Source organism: Mycolicibacterium neworleansense (genome assembly GCF_001245615.1).
Classification (GTDB): domain Bacteria; phylum Actinomycetota; class Actinomycetes; order Mycobacteriales; family Mycobacteriaceae; genus Mycobacterium; species Mycobacterium neworleansense.
The window spans coordinates 1,767,358-1,789,093 of the sequence record NZ_CWKH01000002.1 but is presented as its reverse complement, the minus strand read 5'-3'; the positions used below and the strand labels follow the sequence as shown (position 1 = coordinate 1,789,093).

The window sequence follows — 21,736 nt, the reverse complement described above, 5'->3', positions numbered from 1 at the left end:
TGGGTGGATTAGCGGGGCGGTTCGATCGGCAGGGTCGGACCACCGTAGGGCGTGGGAATGGTGTAGCGCCCCCTCGGTGTCGGATCCGTGGTGCGCCCGAGATCGGCGCCGGGCGGCGGACCCGCAGTGTCGTCATCTGCCGGCCGGGGCGCATTCTTGGCGCCTCGAACCAGTACGCCGGGATGGTCGTCGCGGCAGTAGGTGTACATGTAGGGCTCGGGGTAGTCCGCCGACGCCGGCGGCCGGCGCGGTGTTCCGTAGTCACAGGTATAGCGCGGGTAGATGTCCGCGGTGGCCCACAACCCGTTGTCGTGCATGACGCTACCCAGCGCGTCGAGCACCGAGGTGCGGTAGGTCGGGAACAGCGCGTTCAGCGCCGGCACCCGCAGATACAGCAGTTGTGAAGTGCTGGCGAGACTTCCGAGCAGTTGCACCATGGTGTCGGAGTTGTCGGTGAACAGGTTGTCGACGGAGTTCAGCGCCCCGGGGGTCTGCTCTGTCAGCCGGCGGAAGCCGTCACGCATCTTGTTCACCCCGTCGAACGTCGAGTCGAGATTGTCCGACGCCACCGCGATGCCGGCATTCTTCTCCGACATCAGGTTGAACACCACGCGGCTGTTGCGCAGCACGCTGACCGTCTCGGGCAGCACCGAATCCAGGGTCGACAGCAGGAACGTGCCGCCGTCGATGACGTCGCGCAGCTTGCCGGGGCCGGCCTGCGACATGCTCAGTTCCTTGCGGATCACCTCGAGTTTGTCGACGTCGACCTGGGCCAGCGCACCATCGGCGTCGGCGAGCAACTGGGCCAGGCTGACCGGCACCGTGGCCTTGCCCAGTCCGATCACACTGCCGTCGGTGAGGAACGGCCCGTCGGTCGTATCGGCGGCGAAGTCGATGTACTGCTCACCTGCCGGGGACAGCCCGGACACCCGCACGTCACTGGATTTCGGGATCGGAACGGCCGAGCTGACGTTCACCACGGCCTTGACCCCGGCGGGTGTGATGTCGAGCCGCTCCACCCGCCCGACCGGCACACCGCGCAGTGTGACGTCCTGGTTGGGCAGCAGGCCGGCCGATTCGGGCAACTCGATCGTGATGCGGTAACTGGAGTCGAACGGCTTGACCCGCAGGGCCCCGACCATCAGATAGGCACCGGCCACCACGAGCGTCATCACCAGCGCGCCGGCCGAAAGCCAGGAACGGCGCCGGTATCCGGCCCGGATCACCCCGACGACGAAATCCGCGAACGCGTTGATCATCGCGGCACCTCAGCGGCAGGCACCCCGACAGGAGCCTCGGCCGGCGGTGCCTCAGGAGGCGGTGCCGCACCGGGCGCCTCCGGCGGAGCTTGGGGCGCCGGAATGATCTCGCCGGGCTCGGTGGGGCTGGGGATCACCGGCATCTGCGGCACCGCGGGGCCCCGGCCGACGACGCGCTCCTGCAGCCGCAACAACGTGTACTGCAGCGAGCCCACCAGTTGATGCCAGTTGTAGCGCTTGGGGCCGTGTAATCCCGGGTCGCCGGCGAAGCCGATGTCGGGAATGGACCCGAGAATCAGCCGGTCGATGCTGGCGCGCACCGAAAGACCGCTGCCGGAGGTCGCTTTCACCAGTGGCGGCATCAGCCGGTTGAGCGCATACAGGGAGGCATCCGGGGCCAGCGCCACATCGTTCCACGCGCCCGCCACCTTGTTGGCATCGGCGATCACGCTGCGGCCGCTGGAGTCGGTGCCGGCGATCGACGGGAACTTGCGCAATTGGTCCGAGGTGTCACCGATCTGGGCGATCAGATCCGCGATCTGCGTGGTGTGCTCGGCCAGGGTGTCGGTGGCCGGGCCGGCCGCGTCCATCAACTCGCTGACCGTCTGGTTCTTCGCCTCGATCTGCTCCAGCAGCCGCGAGGTCTCCGTCATCGCGGTGGACAGCTCGTCGGAGCGTGCGTTGAGGGTGCCCAGGGTGTGGTTGGTCTTGCTGATCAGAGTGCCGAAGGCCTGTCCCTGGTCGCCGGTGGCCTTGCCCAGGCCGTTGATGATGTTGGTGAAGTTGCGCACCGCACCGCCGTTGACCAGGATCGCCGCCGAGCCCAGCAGCGATTCCACGGTGGCGGCGGCCCGGGTCGAATCCAGCCCGATGGTGTCGCCGTCCTTGAGCAAGGGGGCGTTCGGGTCCAGCGGGCTCGGCGGCCTGACCGAGACGAACACGTCGCCCAGCGGTGTCGCCGAACGCAATTCGGCGGTGGTGCCACGGGGCAACCGGACACCGTCCATGATGCGCAGCGTGGTCACCGCGGTGTAGTTGCTGGCCACCATCGACTCGAGTTCGCCTACATCGGCACCGGCCAACTTCACCTTGGCGTTGGCCGGCAGGTTCAGGGCGTTGGCGAAGATCGCGGTCAGCTTGTAGCCGCCCGAGCCGACCCCGGGAGCCGGCAGCGGCAGGCTGGCCAGGCCTTCGGAGGCACATGCCGAAACGGTCAGGCAGGCCGTCATCACCACGGGCAGGACATATTTGCGCACCGGTCTGATCATCGCTGTCCCATCGCCGCCATGCCGTCGAGCATGTAGGACAGCCCGAAGTCCGGACCGAAGTCCTGCACCGTGCCGGTGCTGCATCCCAACTGCCGCAGACCCATCATGTTGCAGACCTCTTTGACGGTTTGCGAATCGAACAGCACCTTGTCCACCAGGACGTGCGCCCGCGCCGAACCGTTCTTCTGATCGACGATGTTGTAGATGTTGTCCAGCGTCAACGGGGCCAGGTCGAGAAACTCGGCCAGATCGCGCCGCTGGTCCACCGATGTGGTCAGCGCGGTGTTGCCGTTGAGGACAATCTGTTTCACCTCGTCGCGGTGAGTCTCCAGCACCTCACCCACCTGGGTGATCACCTGGTTGATCTTGTTGCCGGTGGTGCCGCTGCCGAAGTTCTCGTCGGCCAGGATCTGGCTGAGCTGGCGGACCGCCGAACCGAATTCCCGCAACGTGGCGTCATTGCGGGAAGCGGCCTCGAACAGTGAACTCAGGTTGCGCACGATCGTGGTCAGCTGGTCACGGGTCACCGCGCCACGATCCGAACTGAGCCGCAACGCATCCGACAGCTCGCCGAGCGCGTCCTTCATCTGCTGACCGTTGCCGTCGGCGATCGCCGCGCTGGCGTTGACGACATCGGCGATGGGCCCGTTGCCCTTGCCGTCGCCCTTCAACGAGGACGACAACTTGTCCAGCACATCCAGCACCCGGGCGAACTCGACCGGTGTCTTGGTCCGGTTCAGCCCGATCGTGTCGTGGTTCTGCAGGGTCGGCCCGTCCCGGTAGGCCGGGGTCAGCTCGATCTGGCGGTCGGTGAGAATCGAATTGGAGATGGTGACGGCCTGCACGTCAGCCGGCACCGACACGTCCTTGTCCACCGTGAACTCGACCTCGACGTACGCTCCCTTGGGCGTGATCTTGGTGACCCGCCCCACCTGCATCCCCAGCACGGCCACCGTATTGCCCTCGTAAAGACCTGCGGCACTGTCGAACTGGGCGGTCACCGTGATGGTGTTGGTCCGGTCCTTGAAGAACCACCACCCGGCACCGAGCACCGCGGCGATCAGCACCGCGCCGGCGACGCACAGGGCCAGCAGCTTGTTACGGAACCCACTCATTGGCAGTCCTTGTAGTACTGGATCATGCTGAACTGCTTGGCACGACCGCTGATCGCACACATCCAGGAGTCGATCAGCAGCCCGTTGCCGACGTGCATCTCCCCCGCGTTGCCGTTGCCGGTGGCATTGGCGAGCCCGCGCAGGGCCACCGGGCCCGACTGCAGGACGCTGCGCAGCAGGTCGTCGTGCTGGCCCAGCATGTTGGACAGGTCGCGAAGATCCGTCAGCAACTTCTCCAGCTGCGGCCGGTCGTCGATCACGATGCCGGTCAGGGTCTGCACCAGATTGGTCAGGCCCGCCAGCATGGCCTGAAATGACGCGCGGCGCATCACGAATTCGCCGAGCAGGTCGTTGCCCTGGTTGACCAGGCTGCCGATGGTGGACTGCTGGCGGCGCAAGGTGTTGCCGATCACGTCGGTGGTCTCCAGCAGCGATCCCAGCTGGTCGCGCCGGTCGGCGATGATGGTCGCCAGGGTATGGGTGTTCTGCAGTGCCCGGGGCACCACCGCCGGCAGACCTTCCATCTGCTTGCCGAGGATGCTCAGTGTCTCGGCGAACTTGTCGGAGTCGACCTGCTCGAAGGTGGTGGTGACGTCGGCGAGCGCCTCCTGCAGGTCATACGGCACCTCGGTGTGGGTGATGTCAAACGTGTTGTCGGGCAGGGAACCCGAGCCCGCAGGCTGCAGCGCCAGATAGCGCGAGCCGAGGATGGTGGTGATCTTGATGACGGCGCGGGAGTCCTTTCCGAGCGGAACATCGTCGCGCACCTTGAGTTTGGCCTCGACGTGGTCGCCGGCCAGCTTCATGCTCTTGACCTCGCCCACCGGCATGCCCGCGACGGTGATCGGGTTACCCGCCTTGAGCGCGGCAGCCTGCTGGAACCGCGCGGTGTACTGCCGGTAGCCGACGTCGGCGACCTTGACGATCAGCATCGCCCCGATCAGCACGGTCACCACGGCGATCGCGATGATCCCCAGCCACGTCCGGTTGTAGCTCTCCAGCGGACGGCGCAGTTTCCTGGGTGCCTTCGGCACCGGCGGTGTCTCGGGTTTTGTCAGTTGCTCAACCATTGGCCATGTTCCTGCACTTGGGGGTGTACTGTGCCTTGTTCCCCGGGGTGGCCGCGTCGACAATGATCGGTGCGACATCGTTGAGACCCGGGAAGAAGCCCGTCGCGTTCAGGTCGCACGCATAGGTGGTGGCGTAGGCGCCCTCGTTGGTCATACGGGCGAATCCCTTGAGCAGCAACGGCAGGTTCGCGCCGGTGAAGGCGAGCTGCGGTTCGATGCCCACCATGTGCGAGACGAAGCCGGGCTGCCGTGTCACGAGCTCGTTCAGCGACGGGTACACCTGGTCGCTGATGGTCGACAGCTGCTGCACCACCTTGGAGATCGACCCCAGTGACTCCACCATCTCGGGCCGACGGGCGTCGAATGTGGAGACCATGCCACGGGTTTGGGTGATCACCTCGTCGAGGCTGTCGTTGTGCTGGGCCAGGTTCTTGGCCACCGCGTTCAGATTGTTGATCACCTCGCCGAGTTCCTGATCCCGGCCGGCGAAGGAATCGGTCAGCTGCGCGGTCTGATCGACGAGTGCGACGATGGACGCGTTGTCGCCTTGCAGCGAGGCGATCACCCCTTTGGTGAGGTTGTCGGCGTCGCGCGGGTTGAGCACGCTGAACAGCGGCTCATATCCGTTGAGCAGCGTCCCGACGTCGAACGAGGGGTCGGTCTGCTCTACCGGGATGACGCTGCCGGCCGGGAGCGGGCCCGGATCGCCGATATTCCCCAGCGACAGTCCCAGATAGCGCTGGCCGACGATGTTCTGGTAGGTGACCGAGGCGACGGTCCGGCCGTACATCGGCTGGTTGTCCTGCACCACGAACGACACCTTGGCCAGTGCGCCCTCGAGTTCGATCTTCTCCACCCGGCCGACCCGAACCCCGGCCATCCGGACGTCGTCGCCCTCGCGCAGGCCGAACACATCGGAGAACAGCGCCGCATACGGCACCGTCTTGCCGGCCACATCACGACGCAGCGTGACATAGACCAGCCAGGTCAGCACCATCGCGACCACCATGAACAAGGAAAGGCCGATCGCCGCACCGCGGTATTTCATTGGCCTCGCTCTCCCGAAACAGATTGTGCGGCAGCGGGCGCGGCCTCAGCGGGCAACAACGGACCCGCCGGGACCGGCGCGGGTGCGCCACCCGGGGGCGGAGCCGACCCCGGGACCGACGCCGCCGGAGGCGCGCCTTGCGGCCGTGGTGCCACCGGCGCGACCGGCGACAGCGGCACCGGCGGAGGGGGCGTCGGCGCCAGGCGGGATTCGCCGTGCCCGGCACCGGTCCGGACGGCGGCATCCACGCCGGCAGTGGCGGGTTCGGATCGGCCAGGTTGGGGTTCGTATTGACCAACGGCGGGCCGACCGCCACCAGATTCCCGTTGGCGCCCAAGACCGTTCCCGGAGGCGGCGCCAGATCTGGCGGTGGCTGGAAGTTCTCCGGCAACAACACATCCGGCAGCGACGGCCGGGTCGGCACCAGGGGGGCGGTGAAGCAGCTCGGCCCCTTGAGCCCGGCGTACTGCGGGCAGTCGGCACGGGTGTAGGCGTAGCTCGGCGTCAACGACAGGTTCACGCGCATGTTGCCGAAGTCATGCTCAGGTATCCAGACGTGCTCGAAGAACTTGCCCGACAGCTGATTCAGCTTGACGAAGGCAGGCACCCAGTTGTTGGAGGTATCGGCGAGCTGGCCCAGCACCGGGGTGAGGTTCGACGTGGTCTTCACCAGCTGGTCGGTGTGGTTGTTGAGCGCGGTGTGCGTCGTACCGACGGTGTTGATCCCGCCGTTGATCATCGTGTTCAGCTGTGACCGCTGCTCGGCCAGGGTACGCATCGGCTCGACGGCCTTGTGCAGGGCATCGAGCAGATCGGGCGCGGTCTGCTGCAGCCCGCGGGTCGCATCGACCAGTGCGGACACCGTGGTCGGGCCGGGCTCGGTGGCCACCACGGCATCGAGCTGATCGATCAGCCGGTTCAATTGTGCTCCGCTGGTGAGCAATTCGTTGCGGCGGTTCTCCGTCGCGGCGTTCACCGCGGCCAGGATGCCCACCGTCTTGTCCTCACGACCGCGCCCCGTCGCGGCCAGCACGTCGCGCAGCTTGCTGATCGTGGTCTGGAACAACACGGTCGGCAGTTCGGTGTCCTCGGGAATCTGGGCGCCCGCCGCGATGGCCTGGCCCGGGCTCGCACCATTCCCGCCGGCACGGTCGACGAGTTGCACCGACGACACCGCGAACACGTTGCTGGGCACCACACGTGCGGTCACCGTGTTCGGGATGGAGGCCGCGTATTCGGGTTTCAGGTCGATGTGCACGAAGTTGGGATTGCCGTTGGCGGCCGGCACGACGTCGTCGACCATCCCGACGAGCACCCCGTGGTACTTCACGTCGGACCGTTGCGGCAGCCCGTCGCCGACGTTGACCAGCGCGGCCACCACGGGCACCCTGGCGTCGAGCCGCCCGGTCGCCTTCACCAGCAGGAACGTCGAAACCAGTGCTGCCACAACGAGTACGGCGGCACCACAGGCGAGTAGCTGACGATCGGACGGGCCCCGTCCGTCGGTTTCCAGCGAGTTACCCATCTAGCCGCCGAACCTCGCTCCTGAATCGACCGTCCACAAGGCCATGGTGAGCAGCATGTTCACGATGATCACCACGGTGATGCTGGCCCGCATGGCATGGCCGGCGGCCACGCCGACACCCACCGGCCCGCCCGAGGCGTAGAACCCGTAGTAGCACTGAACGGTGGAGGCGATCCACACGAAGATGACCGCCTTCAGTACCGAGTACAGGATGTCCTGGCCGGACAACATGAGGCTGAAGTAGTGCAGGTACGACCCACTGGAGCCGCCGCTGATCAGGTACACGACCACCTGGGTGGTCAGGTAACTCACCGCCAGGCAGAGGGCGTAGAGCGGGATCACCGCGACCACCGCGGCCATCAGCCGGGTGGTGACCAGGTACGGGATCGGGCGGATGGCAATGGAATCGAGCGCGTCGATCTCCTCGGCGATCCGCATCGACCCCAGCTGTGCGGTGAACCGGCAGCCGGCCTGCGTCGCGAAGGCCAGCGAGGCGGCGATCGGCGCCAGCTCACGGGTGTTCACCAGGGACGAGATGATGCCGGTAGCCGGGCCGAGCCCGAGCAGATCGAGGAAGTTGTATCCCTCGATACCGACGAGCGCGCCGACGGTGATGCCCAGCACCACCGCCACACCGACGGTTCCGCCGCCGACCACGAGTGAGCCGTTACCCCAGGCGATATCGGAGAGCAGCCGGACGAATTCACTGCGGTAATGGCGCAATGCGATGGGCACGGCGGTGAGTGCCCGGACGAAGAACACCATCATGTGCCCCAGGCGCATCACCGGCTTGGAGATCCGGTGATACAGCCGGACCCACGGCGCCAGTAGGGGTGGGACGAAAGTCGAGGCCGTCACGTCACAGCCCGACCCGTGGGAACAACATGATGTAGAGCTGGCTGATCGCCACGTTGACCACCATCAGCAACAGGATCGATTCGACCACCGCCGCGTTCACGGAATTCGCGACGCCGGTCGGGCCGCCTTTCGTGGACAGTCCCTTCTGACACGACACCACGGCAACGATCGCGCCGAAGATCACCGCCTTCACCAGCGCCACGATCATGTCGCCGGTCGTGGCGAACGACGCGAACGTTGCCACGAAGCTGCCGGGGGCGCCGTTCTGGAAGTAGACGTTGAACAGGAAGCTGGCCAGGAAGCCGACGAAGCACACCACCCCGGTGAGCGCGACGCCGATCATGATCGCAGCAACGAAGCGCGGCACGACCAACCGCTGAATCACCGAGACGCCCATGACCTCCATGGCGTCGGTTTCCTCACGCATGGTCCGCGAACCCAGATCGGCGGTGATCGCCGACCCGACGGCGGCGGCCATGAGGACGGCCGCGACGAGCGACGCGGCCTGCCGGATCACGGCCAGGCCGCTGGCGGCACCGGCCAGCGACGTCGCGCCGACCTGCCCGGCCAACAACGCGAACTGGATCGACAGGGTGACGCCGATCGGCAGGGCGACCAGCACGGTCGGGAGCACGGCCGTACCGGCCATGAAGGCGCCCTGGCGGACGAACTCCTGCCATTGGAAGCGACCGGTCACCAGGTCCAGGAAGAGGATCTGGATGGTCCGAACTCCGAGCACGAACTGGTCCCCGACCGTGGTGAGGGACGCCATCGGATGACGCCTGGCATAGCCGGTGGCCCAGTTCTCGATGGCGTCGATTCCCCGTTCCGACTCGACACCATCGGCCACGCTCTCGGGCGGCGCCGTCATCCTCTCTCATTAAGCAGCAGAACAAGCAACGTTGAATCCCTCCCGAAGCCGAGGTCCGGCCACCACCGGCCGGATAACTCGCAGTGGTTGGCACCGTAACGTCGGAGCTCATCGCTCGTCAACGTTTTGCCGAATTATCATTCACTTAACGAGCTTGGCTCACCAATTCCCGGCAAATCCGTCGCCGCCTGCGGCCCACCGCAGCGTCCGCTCTGTCGCGCGGCCGACCACGTGTCACTTCTCGTATCACGTGTAAATGCAGTGCATTCAGGCCACTGTGACAGCCATTCGCTTTTGACGTTGCCGTAAGTTCGTAGCGGATCGATCAGGGATTCGCGCGTTGCGGGCCTAGTCGCCACGAAATCAGTGGCCGGTATCGGCGTTAACTTTGCCGATCGCGCCGGGCCGCCGGAAACGATTGCCAGATTTTGCCGACCGGTCGCGCTGCGGAACCTGGGGCGCCGTTGCGCCGAAGTCTAGGTGACTACGGGCGATGTCAGTCGGGTTTCCGCCAACATCGTGCGGACGCGACACGGCGTGCGCTGTCGCGCGCCGATCGTCAGCGACCGGATTCCCGGTTCGCCTGTTCGACGATGGCGTCCAGCAGACCCGGCATCGCGGCGTCCACGTCACGCGCACGCAACCGCTGATAGATGTGGCCCTCGCTGACCACCCGCTCGATGAGTCCGGCGTCGCGCAGGATGTTGAAGTGGTGGCTGGCGGTCGATTTGTTGATGCCGTCGTAGAGCGCCGCACATTTCACCGGCTCACCCACCTCGTGCAGACGGCGCACCATCTCGAGCCGGATCGGGTCGTGCAGCGCAGCCAGCAGCTGAGGCAGCGTCCCTACGGGGCACTGCACCTCGACCGCCGGAGCCTCTGCCATGCGCGTCCTCCACCACCGGTAAATAAGTTTGATGAACGTCAAACCCGGCGTAAGCTCGGTCGGGTTCGACAAACGTCAAACCTACCGGACGGGGCGTGACGATGACGCGGATTTCGGCGGACGGCGCCCTGAGCCTGGAAAACCAGCGTTGGGCGTATCCACTGCTCCTGATCCTGAGCGGGGTGGCACTGGGAGTCTCGGGCCTGCCGGCACCGCTGTACGGGATCTACGAAACCGCCTGGCACCTCACCCCGCTGGCCACCACCATCGTCTTCGCCGTCTACGCCCTGGCCGCACTGGCCGCCGTGCTCGTGTCCGGGCGCATCTCCGATGTGATCGGCCGCAAGCCCGTGCTCGTGGGGGCCCTGATCGCGATGATCGTCGGGCTCGGCGTCTTCCTCGTGGCCGACAACATGGCCCTGCTCCTGCTGGCCCGCACCATCCACGGTGCCTCCGTCGGCTCGATCGTGGTCGTGGCCGCCGCCGCGCTGCTGGACCTGCGACCGCATCGGGGCGTGCGCTCGGGACAACTCAGCGGCGTCGCGTTCAACATCGGCATGACCGTAGCGATCATCGGCTCCGCTGTCCTCGCGCAGTACGCACCACATCCGCTGCGCACCCCCTACGCCGTGGTGGCGGTGATCTGCGTGCTCGTCGGCGTCGGCGTCCTCGCGCTGCGCGAAACTCACACCACCCGCTCCCCCGGGCCCATCCGGATCTCGAAACCTGCTGTGGCCAAGGAGATCCGTTCCGACTTCTGGTTCGCCGCGCTCGGTGCGATGGCGTCCTGGTCAGTGCTGGGCGTGCTGCTGTCGCTGTATCCGTCGCTGGCCGCCCACCAGACCCACATCGAGAACCTGGTGTTCGGCGGCGGGGTCGTGGCCATCACCGCGTTCTCCGCGGCGATGGCGCAGCTGGCCGCCACCCGCATCCCGGCGCACCGCTCGGCGATCATCGGCGACGTGGGCATGGCAATCGCCCTGGGCCTGACCGTCCCGGTGTTGCTCACCCACTCCTGGCCGCTGGTGTTCGTCGCGGCGGCGATGCTGGGCGCGACGTTCGGACTCGGCTTCGGCGGGTCGCTGCGGCACCTGTCGCACGTCGTCCCGGCCGATCAGCGCGGCGAGACCATGTCCGCGTTCTACCTGCTGGCCTACACCGCGATGGCCGTCCCGACGCTGCTCGCCGGCTGGGCCGCCACCCGCTGGGACCTGGCCACGGTGTTCCCCTGGTTCGCCGCCGCGGTGGCGACGGCCTGCCTCGCGGCCGCGGGCATCGGCGCGCTGAGCCGGCGGGCCACCGTCACCGCCTGATCCAGTTCGGCAACTTGGGCTCAGCAACGGCGTCGCGGCAATACTCTGATCGCCATGGCACCAGCGCAACGCGAACCCAACGTCGTCGTCCTCGGCGGCGGATCCTGGGGCACCACCGTCGCCTCCATCTGCGCTCGGCGCGGGCCGACCTTGCAGTGGGTGCGCTCGGAGGAGACCGCCAAGGACATCAACGACAACCACCGCAACTCGCGCTACCTGGGCGACGAGGTCGCACTACCCGAAAGCCTCAAAGCCACAAACGATTTCAGCGAAGCGGCCAACTGCGCCGATGTGATCGTGATGGGCGTGCCGTCACACGGCTTCCGTGGGGTACTGACCGAGCTGGCCCGCGAACTGCGGCCATGGGTCCCGGTGGTCTCGTTGGTGAAGGGCCTGGAGCAAGGCACCAACCGGCGGATGAGTGAGATCGTCGACGAGGTGCTGCCCGGGCATCCGGCCGGCATCCTGGCCGGGCCGAACATCGCCCGCGAGGTGGCCGAGGGCTACGCCGCCGCTGCCGTGCTGGCCATGCCCGACCAGCATCTGGCCGCCAAGCTCGCGGAGCTGTTCCGCACCAAGCGTTTTCGCACCTACACCACCGACGACGTGGTGGGCGTGGAGATGGCCGGGGCACTCAAGAACGTCTACGCCATCGCTGTCGGCATGGGCTATTCACTGGGCATCGGCGAGAACACCCGCGCGATGGTGATGGCCCGCGCGGTGCGGGAGATGGCCAAACTGGGCGAGGCCATGGGCGGCCAGCGCGACACCTTCGCCGGCCTGGCCGGCATGGGCGACCTCATCGTCACCTGCACCAGCCAGCGCAGCCGCAACCGTCACGTCGGTGAGCAGCTGGGCGCCGGCAAGACAGTCGACGAGATCATCGCGTCGATGAACCAGGTCGCCGAGGGTGTGAAAGCCGCCAGCGTGATCATGGAGTTCGCCGACAACTACGGGCTGAACATGCCCATCGCCCGCGAGGTGGACAGTGTGATCAACCATGGCGCGAAGGTGGAAGACGCCTACTACGGGTTGATGATCGAGAAGCCCGGCCACGAGGTGCACGGCTCAGGGTTCTGAATTTTCTGCGCCGAGACTGACGCTGTGGTCGTGACGCCTCGCTGACGACGACCTTTACGTCACTTTCGAGGAACCCCGTGTCAGGCGCCGCGCACCGCGGCGCGGAAATCCTCGGCCCCGACCGGCGGGGCGATGGTCCAGAGCACCTCGGCCTCACCTTCGGTGGGGTTGTGCCAGTCGTGCAATTGGGTCGCACCGAAGGTCATGCTGTCGCCGGTGTCCAGCAGCGTGGTCTGCCCCTCGACGGTGATGCTGAGCCCACCCTTGAGCACATAGACGAAAATCGTTGTGGCGTCTAGCCGGTAGGCCCCGCCGGAGCCACCGCCGGGCCGCATGACGGTGTGCATCACCTGCACATGATGTTCGGACTTCGGGGTCAGCAGTTCCTCTCGGACCCCGTGTCCGCCCATCTCCAGCGGCGCACCTGCCCCGCTGCGGACCACCGGTGCCGACGGGTACTCGAACAGGTCACCGACACCGATCCCCAGCGCGTCGCAGATTCGGATCAGCACCGGAACGGAGACATTGGTCATCCCCCGCTCGGCCAGGCTGAGGAACCCCTTGGTCACCTCGGCCCGCGCGGCCACCTCCGTCAGGCTCAATCCGCGCTGACCGCGGAACTCACGCAGCCGTGCTCCCGCCCGCACCATGCCGGTTTCCGTGCCGGTCTGCCGGCCATCCGCCACCGGAGCCTCCCCCATCTGTTGACGCCTCATCGTTTAGTGGTGTAAAACACGTCCATCGTTTTATGGCATTGAACACTACAGGTGGCGATGCCCCCGAAGACAGAAAGGCACGCAGTGTCCGCACCTGCAACCGAGCCCGACACCAAGCCCACGCGCATTCGGGCCGCCGTCTTCGACGGCACCGGCACCATCAGCATCGAGCAGGTCGACCTCGCCGCCCCTGGGCCGGGCGAGGTCCGGGTGAAGATCGCCGCCGCGGGCGTGTGCCACTCGGATCTGCACGTCACCACCGGAGCATGGGATGTACCTGCCCCGGTGGTGCTCGGCCACGAGGGCTCCGGAGTGGTGAGCGCGGTGGGCCCGGGCGTCGACGACCTCGAACCCGGCGACCACGTCGTGCTGAGCTGGGTGCCGGGCTGCGGGGAGTGCCGCGCGTGCCGCGCCGGCCGCCCGGCGCAGTGCTCGGTCGTCGCCTCCGTCGTCGCACCGGGCGGAACGCTGTACGACGGGACCACCCGGCTGTCCAACGAGCGCGGAACCATTCACCACTATCTCGGTGTCTCGTCGTATGCCGAAGAGGTCGTGGTACCGCGCAGCGGCGCGATCAAGGTCCGCAAGGACGCTCCACTGGAGGACATCGCGATCGTGGGCTGCGCGATTGCCACCGGAGTGGGCGCGGTGCGCAATACCGCAGATGTGCAACCCGATTCGACCGTCGCGGTGATCGGCTGTGGCGGGGTGGGCCTGGCCTGCGTGCAGGGCGCGCGGCTGGCCGGTGCATCCCGCATCGTGGCGGTGGATGTCGTGGCCGAAAAGCTCTACCTGGCACGGCAACTGGGGGCCACCGATGTGGTCGACGCGTCGAAGACCGACGACGTCGTCGCGGCTTTGCGTGAGATCCTCGCCGACGGGGACGACACCGGATATGACTACGTGTTCGACGCCATCGGCAAGATCGCCACCACCGAACAGGCCGTCGCCGCCCTCGGACTCGGCGGCGCCGCGGTGATCGTGGGCCTGCCGCCACAGGGCGAGCGCGCGACCTTCGAGCCGCTGGCTCTGGCCGAGGCCGATCAGCGAATCCTGGGATCCAACTACGGATCCGCCGTGCCCGAGCGCGACATCCCCACCCTCGTGGACGAGGTCATGGCCGGCAATCTCGATCTGGCCTCGATGATCTCCGGCCGCAGGCCACTCGCGGAAGCCGCGGCCGCACTCGACGATCTCGCCGCCGGGCACGCCCTGCGGCAGCTACTCATCCCCTCCGCCTGACTCGACACCCTGACAAGAAACGAGAACCCCAGTGTCCGAAGACATTCAGACTGGCCGCGACCTCGCGACCGGTGACGCCGGGTTGCGGCGCGGCGTGATGGGAGGTGGCGAACTCGCCGCCCAGGCGATCGCCAACATCGCACCGAGCGCGGTCATCGCGTTCACCGCGGCGGCCATCTACACCACGGCGGCCAGCGGCACCTGGGTGTCCTTCGCCCTGGCCACGGTCGTGATCCTGTCCGTGGGTTACTGCATCTCGCAGTTCGCCAAACGGCGCTCGTCGGCCGGATCGCTGTACAGCTACGCCGCAACGGCACTCGGGCCGTTCGGCGCCTACCTGACCGGCATCAGCCTGCTGATCGGCTGCTTCGGTATCGCCGCCGGATCGCTGAGCGGGTCCGTGGCCTACTCCGCCACCCTGCTCAACCAACTCGGCATACCGGTGCACGGTGTCGGCGCCCAGATCGTGCTGGCCATCGCGCTCGGCAGTCTGGCCACCCTGTTCACCATTCGCGGGATCCGGCTTTCGGCACGGGTTTCTCTTGTGCTGGAACTGATTTCGGTGTCCATCATCATCCTGCTGCTGGTCATCACGCTCGTACATCTGGGGTCCGACGCGTTCGATGCCGATCAGTTCGAACTCAGTGCGGCCACCCCGTCGGGGATCGTGGTCGGCATGGTGCTGGCCATCCTGGGGTTCGTCGGGTTCTCCAGTGCCGACGCGTTGGCCCGCGAGGCCAAGAATCCCTACCGGGCGGTGCCCCGCGCGATCATGTGGAGCGCGGCAGGCGTCGGCGTGCTCTACATCTTCGCCGCCTACACCCAAGTCGCCGCTCTCGGACCGCAACTCGGTGAATCCGCGCAGCCGCTCGACGACATCGCCACCATGGTCGGCATGCCGACGTGGTTCAACCCCATCCTGAACTTCGGGATCGCGGCCTCGTTCTTCGCCGTTGTCGTCGCCCCGATGAACGTGATCGGGCGCATCCTCTACGTCATGGGCAAAGAGGGTGTGGTCCCGTCGGCGATCGGGCGGACCCACCCGACACACCTGACCCCGCACCGCGCACTGATCTCGGTCAGCCCGCTGGTGATCGCGGTGCCCGTGGTGCTGTACCTGCTCGGCGTCGACGCGATGGACGTCGTCACATGGGTGGATACCTACGGCACGTACGGATACATGGTTGCCTACGCAGCCGCAGCGATCGCCTCCGTGGTGTTCCTGCGCGGTATCAACGCCCGGGTTCCGCTGGTCTGGCCGGCAGCCGTGATCGCGGTGGCCTCGATGGCATATGTGTTCTACGCCAACGTGTATCCGGTCCCCGCCTACCCGCTCAACGTGATCCCGTGGCTGTTCCTGCTGACGGTTGCCGCCGCGCTGGTCTGGTACTGGGTCCTGAGCCGTCGCGCACCAGCGGTGATCGCGGGCATCGGCACCAGCGAGGTGGAGACGCTCGAAGGGATCGGCTGACGTCAGCCGATCTTGAAGGTCGGCTTGAAGTCCGACTCCTGCTCACCGATGACGAAGCTGCCCGCCGGGCTGATCACGAACCCGGCCTGGTTGCGCCCGTCGATGCAGGACGTCGAAACACCGTCGGTGCCGCAGCTGATCGTCTGATAGCTGATCCGCGAGTTCGCCGGCAACGGCTTGGGATTCTCGACGACACCGAACACCGGGGCAGGCGAACTGGCGAACCCGGGAACCCCGGGTCCGCCGCTGACCAGATTGGCCCCATTGGGAGCGGCCGGGATCGGCCCGCTGCAGCCGTAGCTGCCGCTGCGCTGCAGGACACAGGTGATGCCCTCGGGGATGGCGAAGGCGTACCAGTTGTTGTCCATCACGGCGTATTCCGAGGTCTTGACCGGCGGATACGCGTTGACGTTGGGCAGGGCCGGCGCCGGCTCGGGCTCCGCGGACGCCACCGGCGGCACGATCATCACTGCCGCCCCCGCGGCGCTCACCAGGCCAATCACCACTCTGCTCAGCACGCCGTCACCCTAACCCGGGGCGGTAGTGGGGTCCACCGCTCCGGGGATCGGGCTAACCGCAGGCGAGGTCGACGTACACCGTGGTGTAGCGGACCCGCTCCTCGGTGTTGCCGCGCGGCGCGGCCTTGAGTTCGGTGATGTCGCGGCCGGGGCGCACCGCCTTGACGCTGCAGTTGTCGATCGAGCCGGTGCCGACGCGAGTCTGGATGACGCGGTAACCCTCGTCCTGCAACTGCTTGATGGTCTGCTGAGCCGATCCCGTGCCGCTCGGTGCCGCGGCGGCCGGGCCGGCCAGCGCCAGCGCTCCCACAGCCAGGCCGGTCCCGATGGTGGCGGCAATTACATTTTTCGCGGTGTTCCTCATTGAACTACCTGCCTTTCTTGCTGAATTAGTTTCAGCCTATGCAGGGAATTCGGCCAGGTCCAACAACTCATATTGAACGCATACGAATCGGCGAATATGAACTACCGGGCCTTGAATATTCAGGCGGAACTCATATTTTTGGGGTGCCCGGCGGTAGCGTCCTGCGCGGACTCGCCTGCCAGCGGGATACGCACGGTAAACACCGTTTCACCAGGCTTCGAGGCGACCGCCACCGTGCCCTTGTGGGCCTCGATGATCGACGCCACGATAGCCAGGCCCAACCCGGTGCTGCCCAATTCCCGCGACCGCGATTTATCGGCCCTGACAAATCTGCCAAAAAGATTCGGCAACAATTCCGCATCGATTCCCGGGCCGTCATCGGTCACCGTCAATTCCGCGAATTCATCACCTTGGGTCAATGCAATGGTGACCGTCACACCGGGCGGTGTATGCACCCGGGCATTCGTCAACAAATTGCTGACAACCTGGTGCAGCCGGGCCAGATCCCCCCGGACCCACAGTGGATCATCGGGAAGCTCGGCCACCCAGTGATGTTCCGGAGCACCCACCGCCACATCGTTGACCGCGTCGACCACCAGATCGCTCAGGTCGATGTCGTCGGTCTCCAGGTCCTGGCCCTCACTCAACCGGGACAGCAACAGCAGGTCACTGACCAGCCCGGTCATCCGCCGCGCCTCGGCCTCGATGCGGGCCAGTGCGTATTCGGTGGTCGGCGGCAGATTCGCACTGTCCTGCCGGGTCAGCTCGGCGTAACCCTGGATCGCGGCCAGCGGGGTACGCAGCTCATGACTGGCGTCGGTGAGGAACTGCCGGGTGCGCCGATCCGACGCGGCCAGTTCGGCCAGCGCACTGTCGACGTTGGCCAGCAGCTGGTTGAGCGTCTCCCCCACGATGCCGACCTCGTTGTCCGGATCGGTGTCCTTGTCCCGCACCCGCGCGGTGATCCGATGATCGTCACCGTCCAACCGCAACGTCGCGACCTTGGCGGCCGTCGCCGCCACCCGGCGCAACGGACGCAGGGCAATGCCCACCACGGCGACCGTGCTCAACGCGGTGGCGATCAATGCGACGACGATCATCACCGCCACGGTCACCGTCTTGCGGGCGATCACCAGGTTCGCGCTGTCCAGCGACACCCCGGACACCAGCACATCGCCGTTGCCCGCGGGCTGGCTGGCCAGCCGGTACGAGCCCAGCACCGGCAGCTTCACCGTGCGCGGATGGTCCTCGGTCCAGCTGTACTGGTCGAGCGCGCGGGTCACCGCGACCGGCGCCGTGCGCGGCTCGCCGTCGGAGAACACCGCCGACTGGATCACCTCGCCGTCGTGCAGGACCGCGATCAGGTTGCCGGGCGCCTGACCGACGAACGCGGTCAGCGCCTCGGCGTCCTCGGTGAGCTCATGGCCGGCCTGGGCCTCGCGCCACTTCTCGAAGGAGTGGCTGAAGGCCGCCAGCGACCGCGACACCTCGGTATCGCTCATCGTCGACACGTAGGTGTGCAGGCTGTACACCGACAGCGCCCCGACCGCGGCCAGGGCTACCGTGACGATCGCGCTGACGCCCAGCACCAACTGGCGGCGCAGCGAGCGGGGCCACCACCATTTGGTTCTCGGCGGCATCAGCGGGTCACGGCGCGGGCCGCAGCATGTAACCCACACCGCGCACGGTGTGGATCATCGGCTCGCGGTCCGTGTCGACCTTCTTGCGCAGGTAGGAGATGTACAGGTCGACGATGCTGGACTTCCCGCCGAACCCGTAGTTCCACACCCGGTCGAGGATCTCGGCCCGGCTCAGGGCCCGGCGCGGGTTACGCATCAGGTAGCGCAGCAGCTCGAACTCGGTCACCGTGAGATTGATCGGCTCCCCGCCGCGGGTGACCTCGCGGCTGGCACCGTCGAGCACCATGTCCCCGACTTTGAGCGTCTCGTCGGACGGTGGCGTGGTGTGACTGGACCGGCGCAGCAATCCGCGCAGCCGGGCCACCAACTCCTCGAGGCTGAACGGCTTGGTCATGTAGTCGTCGGCGCCGGCAGTCAACCCGGAGACCCGGTCCAGCACCGAGTCCCTGGCCGTCAGAAACAGCGTCGGCGTGTAGCCGTCGGCCTCGCGCACGCGCTGCAGAATCTGCAGGCCATCGATGTCGGGCAGCATGATGTCGAGCACCACGACGTCGGGCTCGATCTCGTCGAACTTGGCGACCGCGTCATGGCCGTTGTGGGCCACATCGACCTCCCAGCCCTCATAGTGCAGTGCCATCTTCACGAGGTTGGTCAGCGCCGGTTCATCGTCGACCAGCAACACCCGAATGGCCGATCCATCGGCACGGTGGATCTTCGGCAACTGTCCGAGGATGGCCTGCCGCGGTTGCTGAGCACGAGGAGAAACCGACATGGTGGTCATATTTCCATTGTGAGCAGTACACACACCGTTGTCACGGAGTTCATATGGAGTTCTAAGGGAATGCTGTCCCGCCCCTGGCCTGTATGACCTACATCACCTTCACATCTCATGGTGATCCGGCCCAGAATTGTTGCAATACATATGTTTTCGACACGGTTAGGTGAACACTCGGTGCCGGCCATATGTTTGCCTGATCGATTTGCCCTGCATACCAGCCAAATTCGCCTTCTGATACTTCTGCGAAACATTTGGGTTCTCTATGCATGGCCCAAACTTCCTTGCGCCTACTCACAGCGATAAATACTCTCGCCCACAGCAATTGGGTGTTGCCGAGTTACGCACGAGCCATAAGTCGACTTGTGTCGCACTGTGCTCCAACACCTTTCGAAGTTGTTTACCGACAACGACGTCAATAACTTTGCGCGGGCAGCAACGAGGCGTGCCCGCGCATCACCAACTCCAGACGGAGGCGAGCAATGCAGCAAACCACCCAACTCGCAGAGCGGGCCAGAGCCGTTCTGCGTTACGACCTTCCGGCCTCGCTGGTGGTCTTCCTGGTCGCCCTGCCTTTGTCGCTGGGCATCGCCGTGGCCTCGGGCGCGCCGGTGCTGGCCGGCATCATCGCCGCCATCGTCGGCGGCATCGTCGCCGGTGCCCTGGGCGGATCGCCGCTTCAGGTCAGCGGCCCCGCGGCCGGGCTGACCGTGATCGTCGCCAGCTTGATCTCGCAATTCGGCTGGGCGGTCACCTGTGCCATCACCGTGTGCGCGGGTGTGCTGCAGGTGCTGTTCGGCCTGAGCCGGGTGGCGCGCGCCGCACTGGCCATCTCCCCGGTCGTCGTGCACGCGATGCTGGCCGGCATCGGCATCACCATCGCGCTGCAGCAGGTCCACGTGCTGCTCGGTGGCAGCTCCAACAGCTCAGCCTGGGCCAACGTCACCGAACTACCTGGCCAGCTGATCAACGCGCACGGCCACGGGGTCATCCTGGGCGGGCTCGTGATCGCCATCCTGGTCGGCTGGCGCTGGGTACCCGCGGCCGTCAAAAAGGTCCCCGGGCCCCTGGTGGCCATCGTCGGCGTCACCGCACTGTCGTTGCTGGCACCGTTCAGTGACGTCACCCGCATCCAGATCAACGGCTCCCTGCTCGACGCCCTGGCGCTGCCCAGCCTCCCCGAGGGCAATTGGGGCGCGTTCGCCGCAGGCGTGCTGACCGTCGCCCTGATCGCCAGCGTCGAGAGCCTGCTCTCGGCGGTGTCGGTGGACCGCATGCACACCGGCCCGCGGACCAACTTCGACCGCGAGATGATCGGGCAGGGCACGGCCAACATGATCTCCGGTGCGATCGGCGGCCTGCCCGTCACCGGCGTCATCGTGCGCAGCTCCACCAACGTCGCCGCCGGGGCCCGCACCCGGGCGTCCGCCATCCTGCACGGCGTGTGGATCCTGATTTTCGCCGTGCCGTTCGCCGGTCTGGCCCAGATGATCCCCACCGCCGCCCTGGCCGGCCTGCTGATCGTCATCGGCTGCCAGCTGGTCAAGCGCGCCCACATCGAAACCGCCAGGCGCACCGGCGATCTCGCGGTCTACGCGGTGACCGTCGCCGGAGTGGTGTTCCTCAACCTGCTCGAAGGCGTGCTGATCGGCCTGGCCCTGGCGGTCGCGCTGACCGTCTGGCGGGTGGTGCGCACCAACATCGTCGCCGAGCCCACCGGTGAGGACACCTGGCGCGTCGCCATCGAAGGTTCCTGCACCTTCCTGTCCCTGCCCACCCTGACCAGCGCGCTGGCGCGGGTGCCCGCGGGCACGTCGGTGACCGTCGAGCTGTCGGTCGACTTCATCGACCACGCCGCCCACGAGACGATCGAAGAGTGGCAGCGCCAGCACGTGGCCACCGGCGGCACCGTCGACATCCACGATGTCGGTGCGGTCGAGATGGGCAGCGCCGTCACCGGTCCGCCGATGCGTGGGTTCACCCCGTTCGACAAGCGTTCCGGTGTGGTGCCGTGGAGTTCCTGGCAGCGTGAGGAGTCGGCGTCCGTCCTGCACGGCCTGGCCGCCTACCACCGTCGCACCGCCCCGGTGCTGCGCCCGCACCTGCAGGAACTGGCACATGCGCAGCGCCCTGAGACGCTGTTCCTCACCTGCGCCGATTCGCGGGTGGTGCCCAACGTCATCACCAGCAGCGGCCCGGGTGACCTGTTCACGGTGCGCAACGTCGGCAACATGGTCCCCGCAGGCCAGGCCGACGCCTCGATCGAGGCGGCCATCGCGTTCGCGGTCGACAAGCTCGACGTCTCCTCGATCGTGGTGTGCGGGCACTCCAGCTGCGGTGCGATGACCGCGATGCTGGGCAAGACCGATCCGGGTGACAAGCACCTGGAATCCTGGCTGGCCCACGGCAATCCGTCCCTCTCGGCGTTCGACGAAGGCCGCCACCCGGTGGCCCTGTCGGCGGCCGAGGCCGGCTTCGGCGTGGTCGATCAGCTGTCGATGGTCAACATCGCAGTACAGGTGCAGACCCTGCAGGCCCATCCATTGGCGCGCCGGGTCAACGTCATCGGCCTCTTCTACGACATCGCCAGTGCGGCCGTGTTGCGGGTGACGCCCACGCACGTCGAGACCTTGGCCGACGCCGCCTGACCCTCCCCTCGGCACCGCGCACCCCAGCACCCCGCACCCCAGCACCGCGAGCGTGCGTGTCTGCTGCCC

The 21,736-nt window shown here is 66.7% G+C and carries 18 protein-coding genes and 1 pseudogene; 5 read left to right on the top strand and 14 right to left on the bottom strand.

Annotated elements, in window-relative coordinates:
• Window positions 1-8: 8 nt before the first annotated feature.
• From BN2156_RS24240 to BN2156_RS24200, 9 genes and pseudogenes are all read right to left on the bottom strand, one after another.
• Window positions 9-1,259 carry an MlaD family protein gene (locus BN2156_RS24240; protein WP_090517368.1) on the bottom strand — a complete coding sequence of 417 codons (1,251 nt, stop codon included), beginning with the start codon at window positions 1,257-1,259 and terminating at the stop codon, window positions 9-11.
• The gene (locus BN2156_RS24235; RefSeq protein WP_090517367.1) at window positions 1,256-2,527 is read right to left on the bottom strand and encodes an MlaD family protein; all 1,272 of its coding nucleotides are present in this window, start codon (window positions 2,525-2,527) and stop codon (window positions 1,256-1,258) included. The genes BN2156_RS24240 and BN2156_RS24235 overlap by 4 nt, the downstream gene beginning before the upstream one ends.
• Window positions 2,524-3,642 carry an MCE family protein gene (locus BN2156_RS24230; RefSeq protein WP_090517366.1) on the bottom strand — a complete coding sequence of 373 codons (1,119 nt, stop codon included), beginning with the start codon at window positions 3,640-3,642 and terminating at the stop codon, window positions 2,524-2,526. Before BN2156_RS24230 ends, BN2156_RS24235 begins: the two co-directional genes overlap by 4 nt.
• Entirely contained in the window at window positions 3,639-4,712 is a 1,074-nt protein-coding gene (locus BN2156_RS24225) for an MlaD family protein (RefSeq protein ID WP_090517365.1), read from the bottom strand. The genes BN2156_RS24230 and BN2156_RS24225 overlap by 4 nt, the downstream gene beginning before the upstream one ends.
• Window positions 4,705-5,760 (bottom strand): MlaD family protein, encoded by a 1,056-nt coding sequence (locus BN2156_RS24220; protein WP_090517364.1) that lies wholly within the window; start codon window positions 5,758-5,760, stop codon window positions 4,705-4,707. Before BN2156_RS24220 ends, BN2156_RS24225 begins: the two co-directional genes overlap by 8 nt.
• Window positions 5,757-7,285: pseudogene (locus tag BN2156_RS31405) on the bottom strand (MlaD family protein). The gene BN2156_RS24220 and the pseudogene BN2156_RS31405 overlap by 4 nt, the downstream one beginning before the upstream one ends.
• Window positions 7,286-8,143, bottom strand: coding sequence for an MlaE family ABC transporter permease (locus BN2156_RS24210; RefSeq protein ID WP_090517363.1), 858 nt, complete (start codon window positions 8,141-8,143; stop codon window positions 7,286-7,288).
• Between the two features lies 1 nt (window position 8,144).
• The gene (locus BN2156_RS24205; protein ID WP_090517362.1) at window positions 8,145-9,014 is read right to left on the bottom strand and encodes an MlaE family ABC transporter permease; all 870 of its coding nucleotides are present in this window, start codon (window positions 9,012-9,014) and stop codon (window positions 8,145-8,147) included.
• 559 nt (window positions 9,015-9,573) lie between these two features.
• Window positions 9,574-9,900, bottom strand: a complete 327-nt coding sequence (locus tag BN2156_RS24200; protein ID WP_090517361.1) for an ArsR/SmtB family transcription factor — start codon at window positions 9,898-9,900, stop codon at window positions 9,574-9,576.
• Between the two features lie 101 nt (window positions 9,901-10,001).
• Between BN2156_RS24200 and BN2156_RS24195 the strand changes: the two genes are divergently transcribed.
• Both BN2156_RS24195 and BN2156_RS24190 read left to right on the top strand, forming a co-directional pair.
• Window positions 10,002-11,213 (top strand): MFS transporter, encoded by a 1,212-nt coding sequence (locus BN2156_RS24195; protein ID WP_090517360.1) that lies wholly within the window; start codon window positions 10,002-10,004, stop codon window positions 11,211-11,213.
• Between the two features lie 54 nt (window positions 11,214-11,267).
• Window positions 11,268-12,293, top strand: a complete 1,026-nt coding sequence (locus BN2156_RS24190) for an NAD(P)H-dependent glycerol-3-phosphate dehydrogenase (RefSeq protein WP_090517359.1) — start codon at window positions 11,268-11,270, stop codon at window positions 12,291-12,293.
• 80 nt (window positions 12,294-12,373) lie between these two features.
• Here the strand turns inward: BN2156_RS24190 and BN2156_RS24185 are convergent, their stop codons facing one another.
• Window positions 12,374-13,009 (bottom strand): helix-turn-helix domain-containing protein, encoded by a 636-nt coding sequence (locus BN2156_RS24185; protein ID WP_235625461.1) that lies wholly within the window; start codon window positions 13,007-13,009, stop codon window positions 12,374-12,376.
• Between the two features lie 84 nt (window positions 13,010-13,093).
• On the opposite strand from BN2156_RS24185, the gene BN2156_RS24180 reads away from it, so the two are divergent.
• Together BN2156_RS24180 and BN2156_RS24175 are read left to right on the top strand one after the other, a co-directional pair.
• Window positions 13,094-14,251: a zinc-binding dehydrogenase gene (locus BN2156_RS24180; protein WP_210436699.1), complete on the top strand. Its 1,158-nt coding sequence runs from the start codon at window positions 13,094-13,096 to the stop codon at window positions 14,249-14,251.
• Between the two features lie 31 nt (window positions 14,252-14,282).
• Window positions 14,283-15,722: an APC family permease gene (locus BN2156_RS24175; RefSeq protein WP_090517358.1), complete on the top strand. Its 1,440-nt coding sequence runs from the start codon at window positions 14,283-14,285 to the stop codon at window positions 15,720-15,722.
• A 2-nt stretch (window positions 15,723-15,724) separates the two neighbouring features.
• Here BN2156_RS24175 and BN2156_RS24170 read toward each other — a convergent pair whose 3' ends face one another.
• The 4 genes from BN2156_RS24170 to BN2156_RS24155 all read right to left on the bottom strand — a co-directional run bounded on the left by BN2156_RS24170 (window position 15,725) and on the right by BN2156_RS24155 (window position 19,025).
• On the bottom strand, window positions 15,725-16,240 hold the full coding sequence (locus tag BN2156_RS24170; RefSeq protein WP_090517357.1) for a hypothetical protein: 516 nt from the start codon (window positions 16,238-16,240) through the stop codon (window positions 15,725-15,727).
• Window positions 16,241-16,292: 52 nt separating this feature from the next.
• Window positions 16,293-16,604, bottom strand: coding sequence for a hypothetical protein (locus BN2156_RS24165; RefSeq protein ID WP_090517356.1), 312 nt, complete (start codon window positions 16,602-16,604; stop codon window positions 16,293-16,295).
• A 119-nt stretch (window positions 16,605-16,723) separates the two neighbouring features.
• Window positions 16,724-18,244, bottom strand: coding sequence for a sensor histidine kinase (locus BN2156_RS24160; protein ID WP_090517355.1), 1,521 nt, complete (start codon window positions 18,242-18,244; stop codon window positions 16,724-16,726).
• A gap of 7 nt (window positions 18,245-18,251) precedes the next feature.
• Window positions 18,252-19,025: a response regulator transcription factor gene (locus BN2156_RS24155; protein ID WP_090517354.1), complete on the bottom strand. Its 774-nt coding sequence runs from the start codon at window positions 19,023-19,025 to the stop codon at window positions 18,252-18,254.
• A 476-nt stretch (window positions 19,026-19,501) separates the two neighbouring features.
• Here BN2156_RS24155 and BN2156_RS24150 point away from each other — a divergent pair, with 476 nt between their 5' ends.
• Window positions 19,502-21,667 (top strand): SulP family inorganic anion transporter, encoded by a 2,166-nt coding sequence (locus BN2156_RS24150; protein WP_090517353.1) that lies wholly within the window; start codon window positions 19,502-19,504, stop codon window positions 21,665-21,667.
• The last annotated feature ends 69 nt before the right edge of the window (window positions 21,668-21,736 follow it).

What these genes read in the sequence shown, in the direction of transcription:
- BN2156_RS24155 (WP_090517354.1), bottom strand. Translation starts at nt 19,025, where the DNA reads ATGACCACCATGTCGGTTTCTCCTCGTGCTCAGCAACCGCGGCAGGCC.
- BN2156_RS24235 (WP_090517367.1), bottom strand. Translation starts at nt 2,527, where the DNA reads ATGATCAGACCGGTGCGCAAATATGTCCTGCCCGTGGTGATGACGGCC.
- BN2156_RS24185 (WP_235625461.1), bottom strand. Translation starts at nt 13,009, where the DNA reads ATGAGGCGTCAACAGATGGGGGAGGCTCCGGTGGCGGATGGCCGGCAG.
- BN2156_RS24195 (WP_090517360.1), top strand. Translation starts at nt 10,002, where the DNA reads ATGACGCGGATTTCGGCGGACGGCGCCCTGAGCCTGGAAAACCAGCGT.
- BN2156_RS24165 (WP_090517356.1), bottom strand. Translation starts at nt 16,604, where the DNA reads ATGAGGAACACCGCGAAAAATGTAATTGCCGCCACCATCGGGACCGGC.
- BN2156_RS24205 (WP_090517362.1), bottom strand. Translation starts at nt 9,014, where the DNA reads ATGACGGCGCCGCCCGAGAGCGTGGCCGATGGTGTCGAGTCGGAACGG.
- BN2156_RS24150 (WP_090517353.1), top strand. Translation starts at nt 19,502, where the DNA reads ATGCAGCAAACCACCCAACTCGCAGAGCGGGCCAGAGCCGTTCTGCGT.
- BN2156_RS24190 (WP_090517359.1), top strand. Translation starts at nt 11,268, where the DNA reads ATGGCACCAGCGCAACGCGAACCCAACGTCGTCGTCCTCGGCGGCGGA.
- BN2156_RS24230 (WP_090517366.1), bottom strand. Translation starts at nt 3,642, where the DNA reads ATGAGTGGGTTCCGTAACAAGCTGCTGGCCCTGTGCGTCGCCGGCGCG.
- BN2156_RS24240 (WP_090517368.1), bottom strand. Translation starts at nt 1,259, where the DNA reads ATGATCAACGCGTTCGCGGATTTCGTCGTCGGGGTGATCCGGGCCGGA.
- BN2156_RS24220 (WP_090517364.1), bottom strand. Translation starts at nt 5,760, where the DNA reads ATGAAATACCGCGGTGCGGCGATCGGCCTTTCCTTGTTCATGGTGGTC.
- BN2156_RS24200 (WP_090517361.1), bottom strand. Translation starts at nt 9,900, where the DNA reads ATGGCAGAGGCTCCGGCGGTCGAGGTGCAGTGCCCCGTAGGGACGCTG.
- BN2156_RS24160 (WP_090517355.1), bottom strand. Translation starts at nt 18,244, where the DNA reads ATGCCGCCGAGAACCAAATGGTGGTGGCCCCGCTCGCTGCGCCGCCAG.
- BN2156_RS24225 (WP_090517365.1), bottom strand. Translation starts at nt 4,712, where the DNA reads ATGGTTGAGCAACTGACAAAACCCGAGACACCGCCGGTGCCGAAGGCA.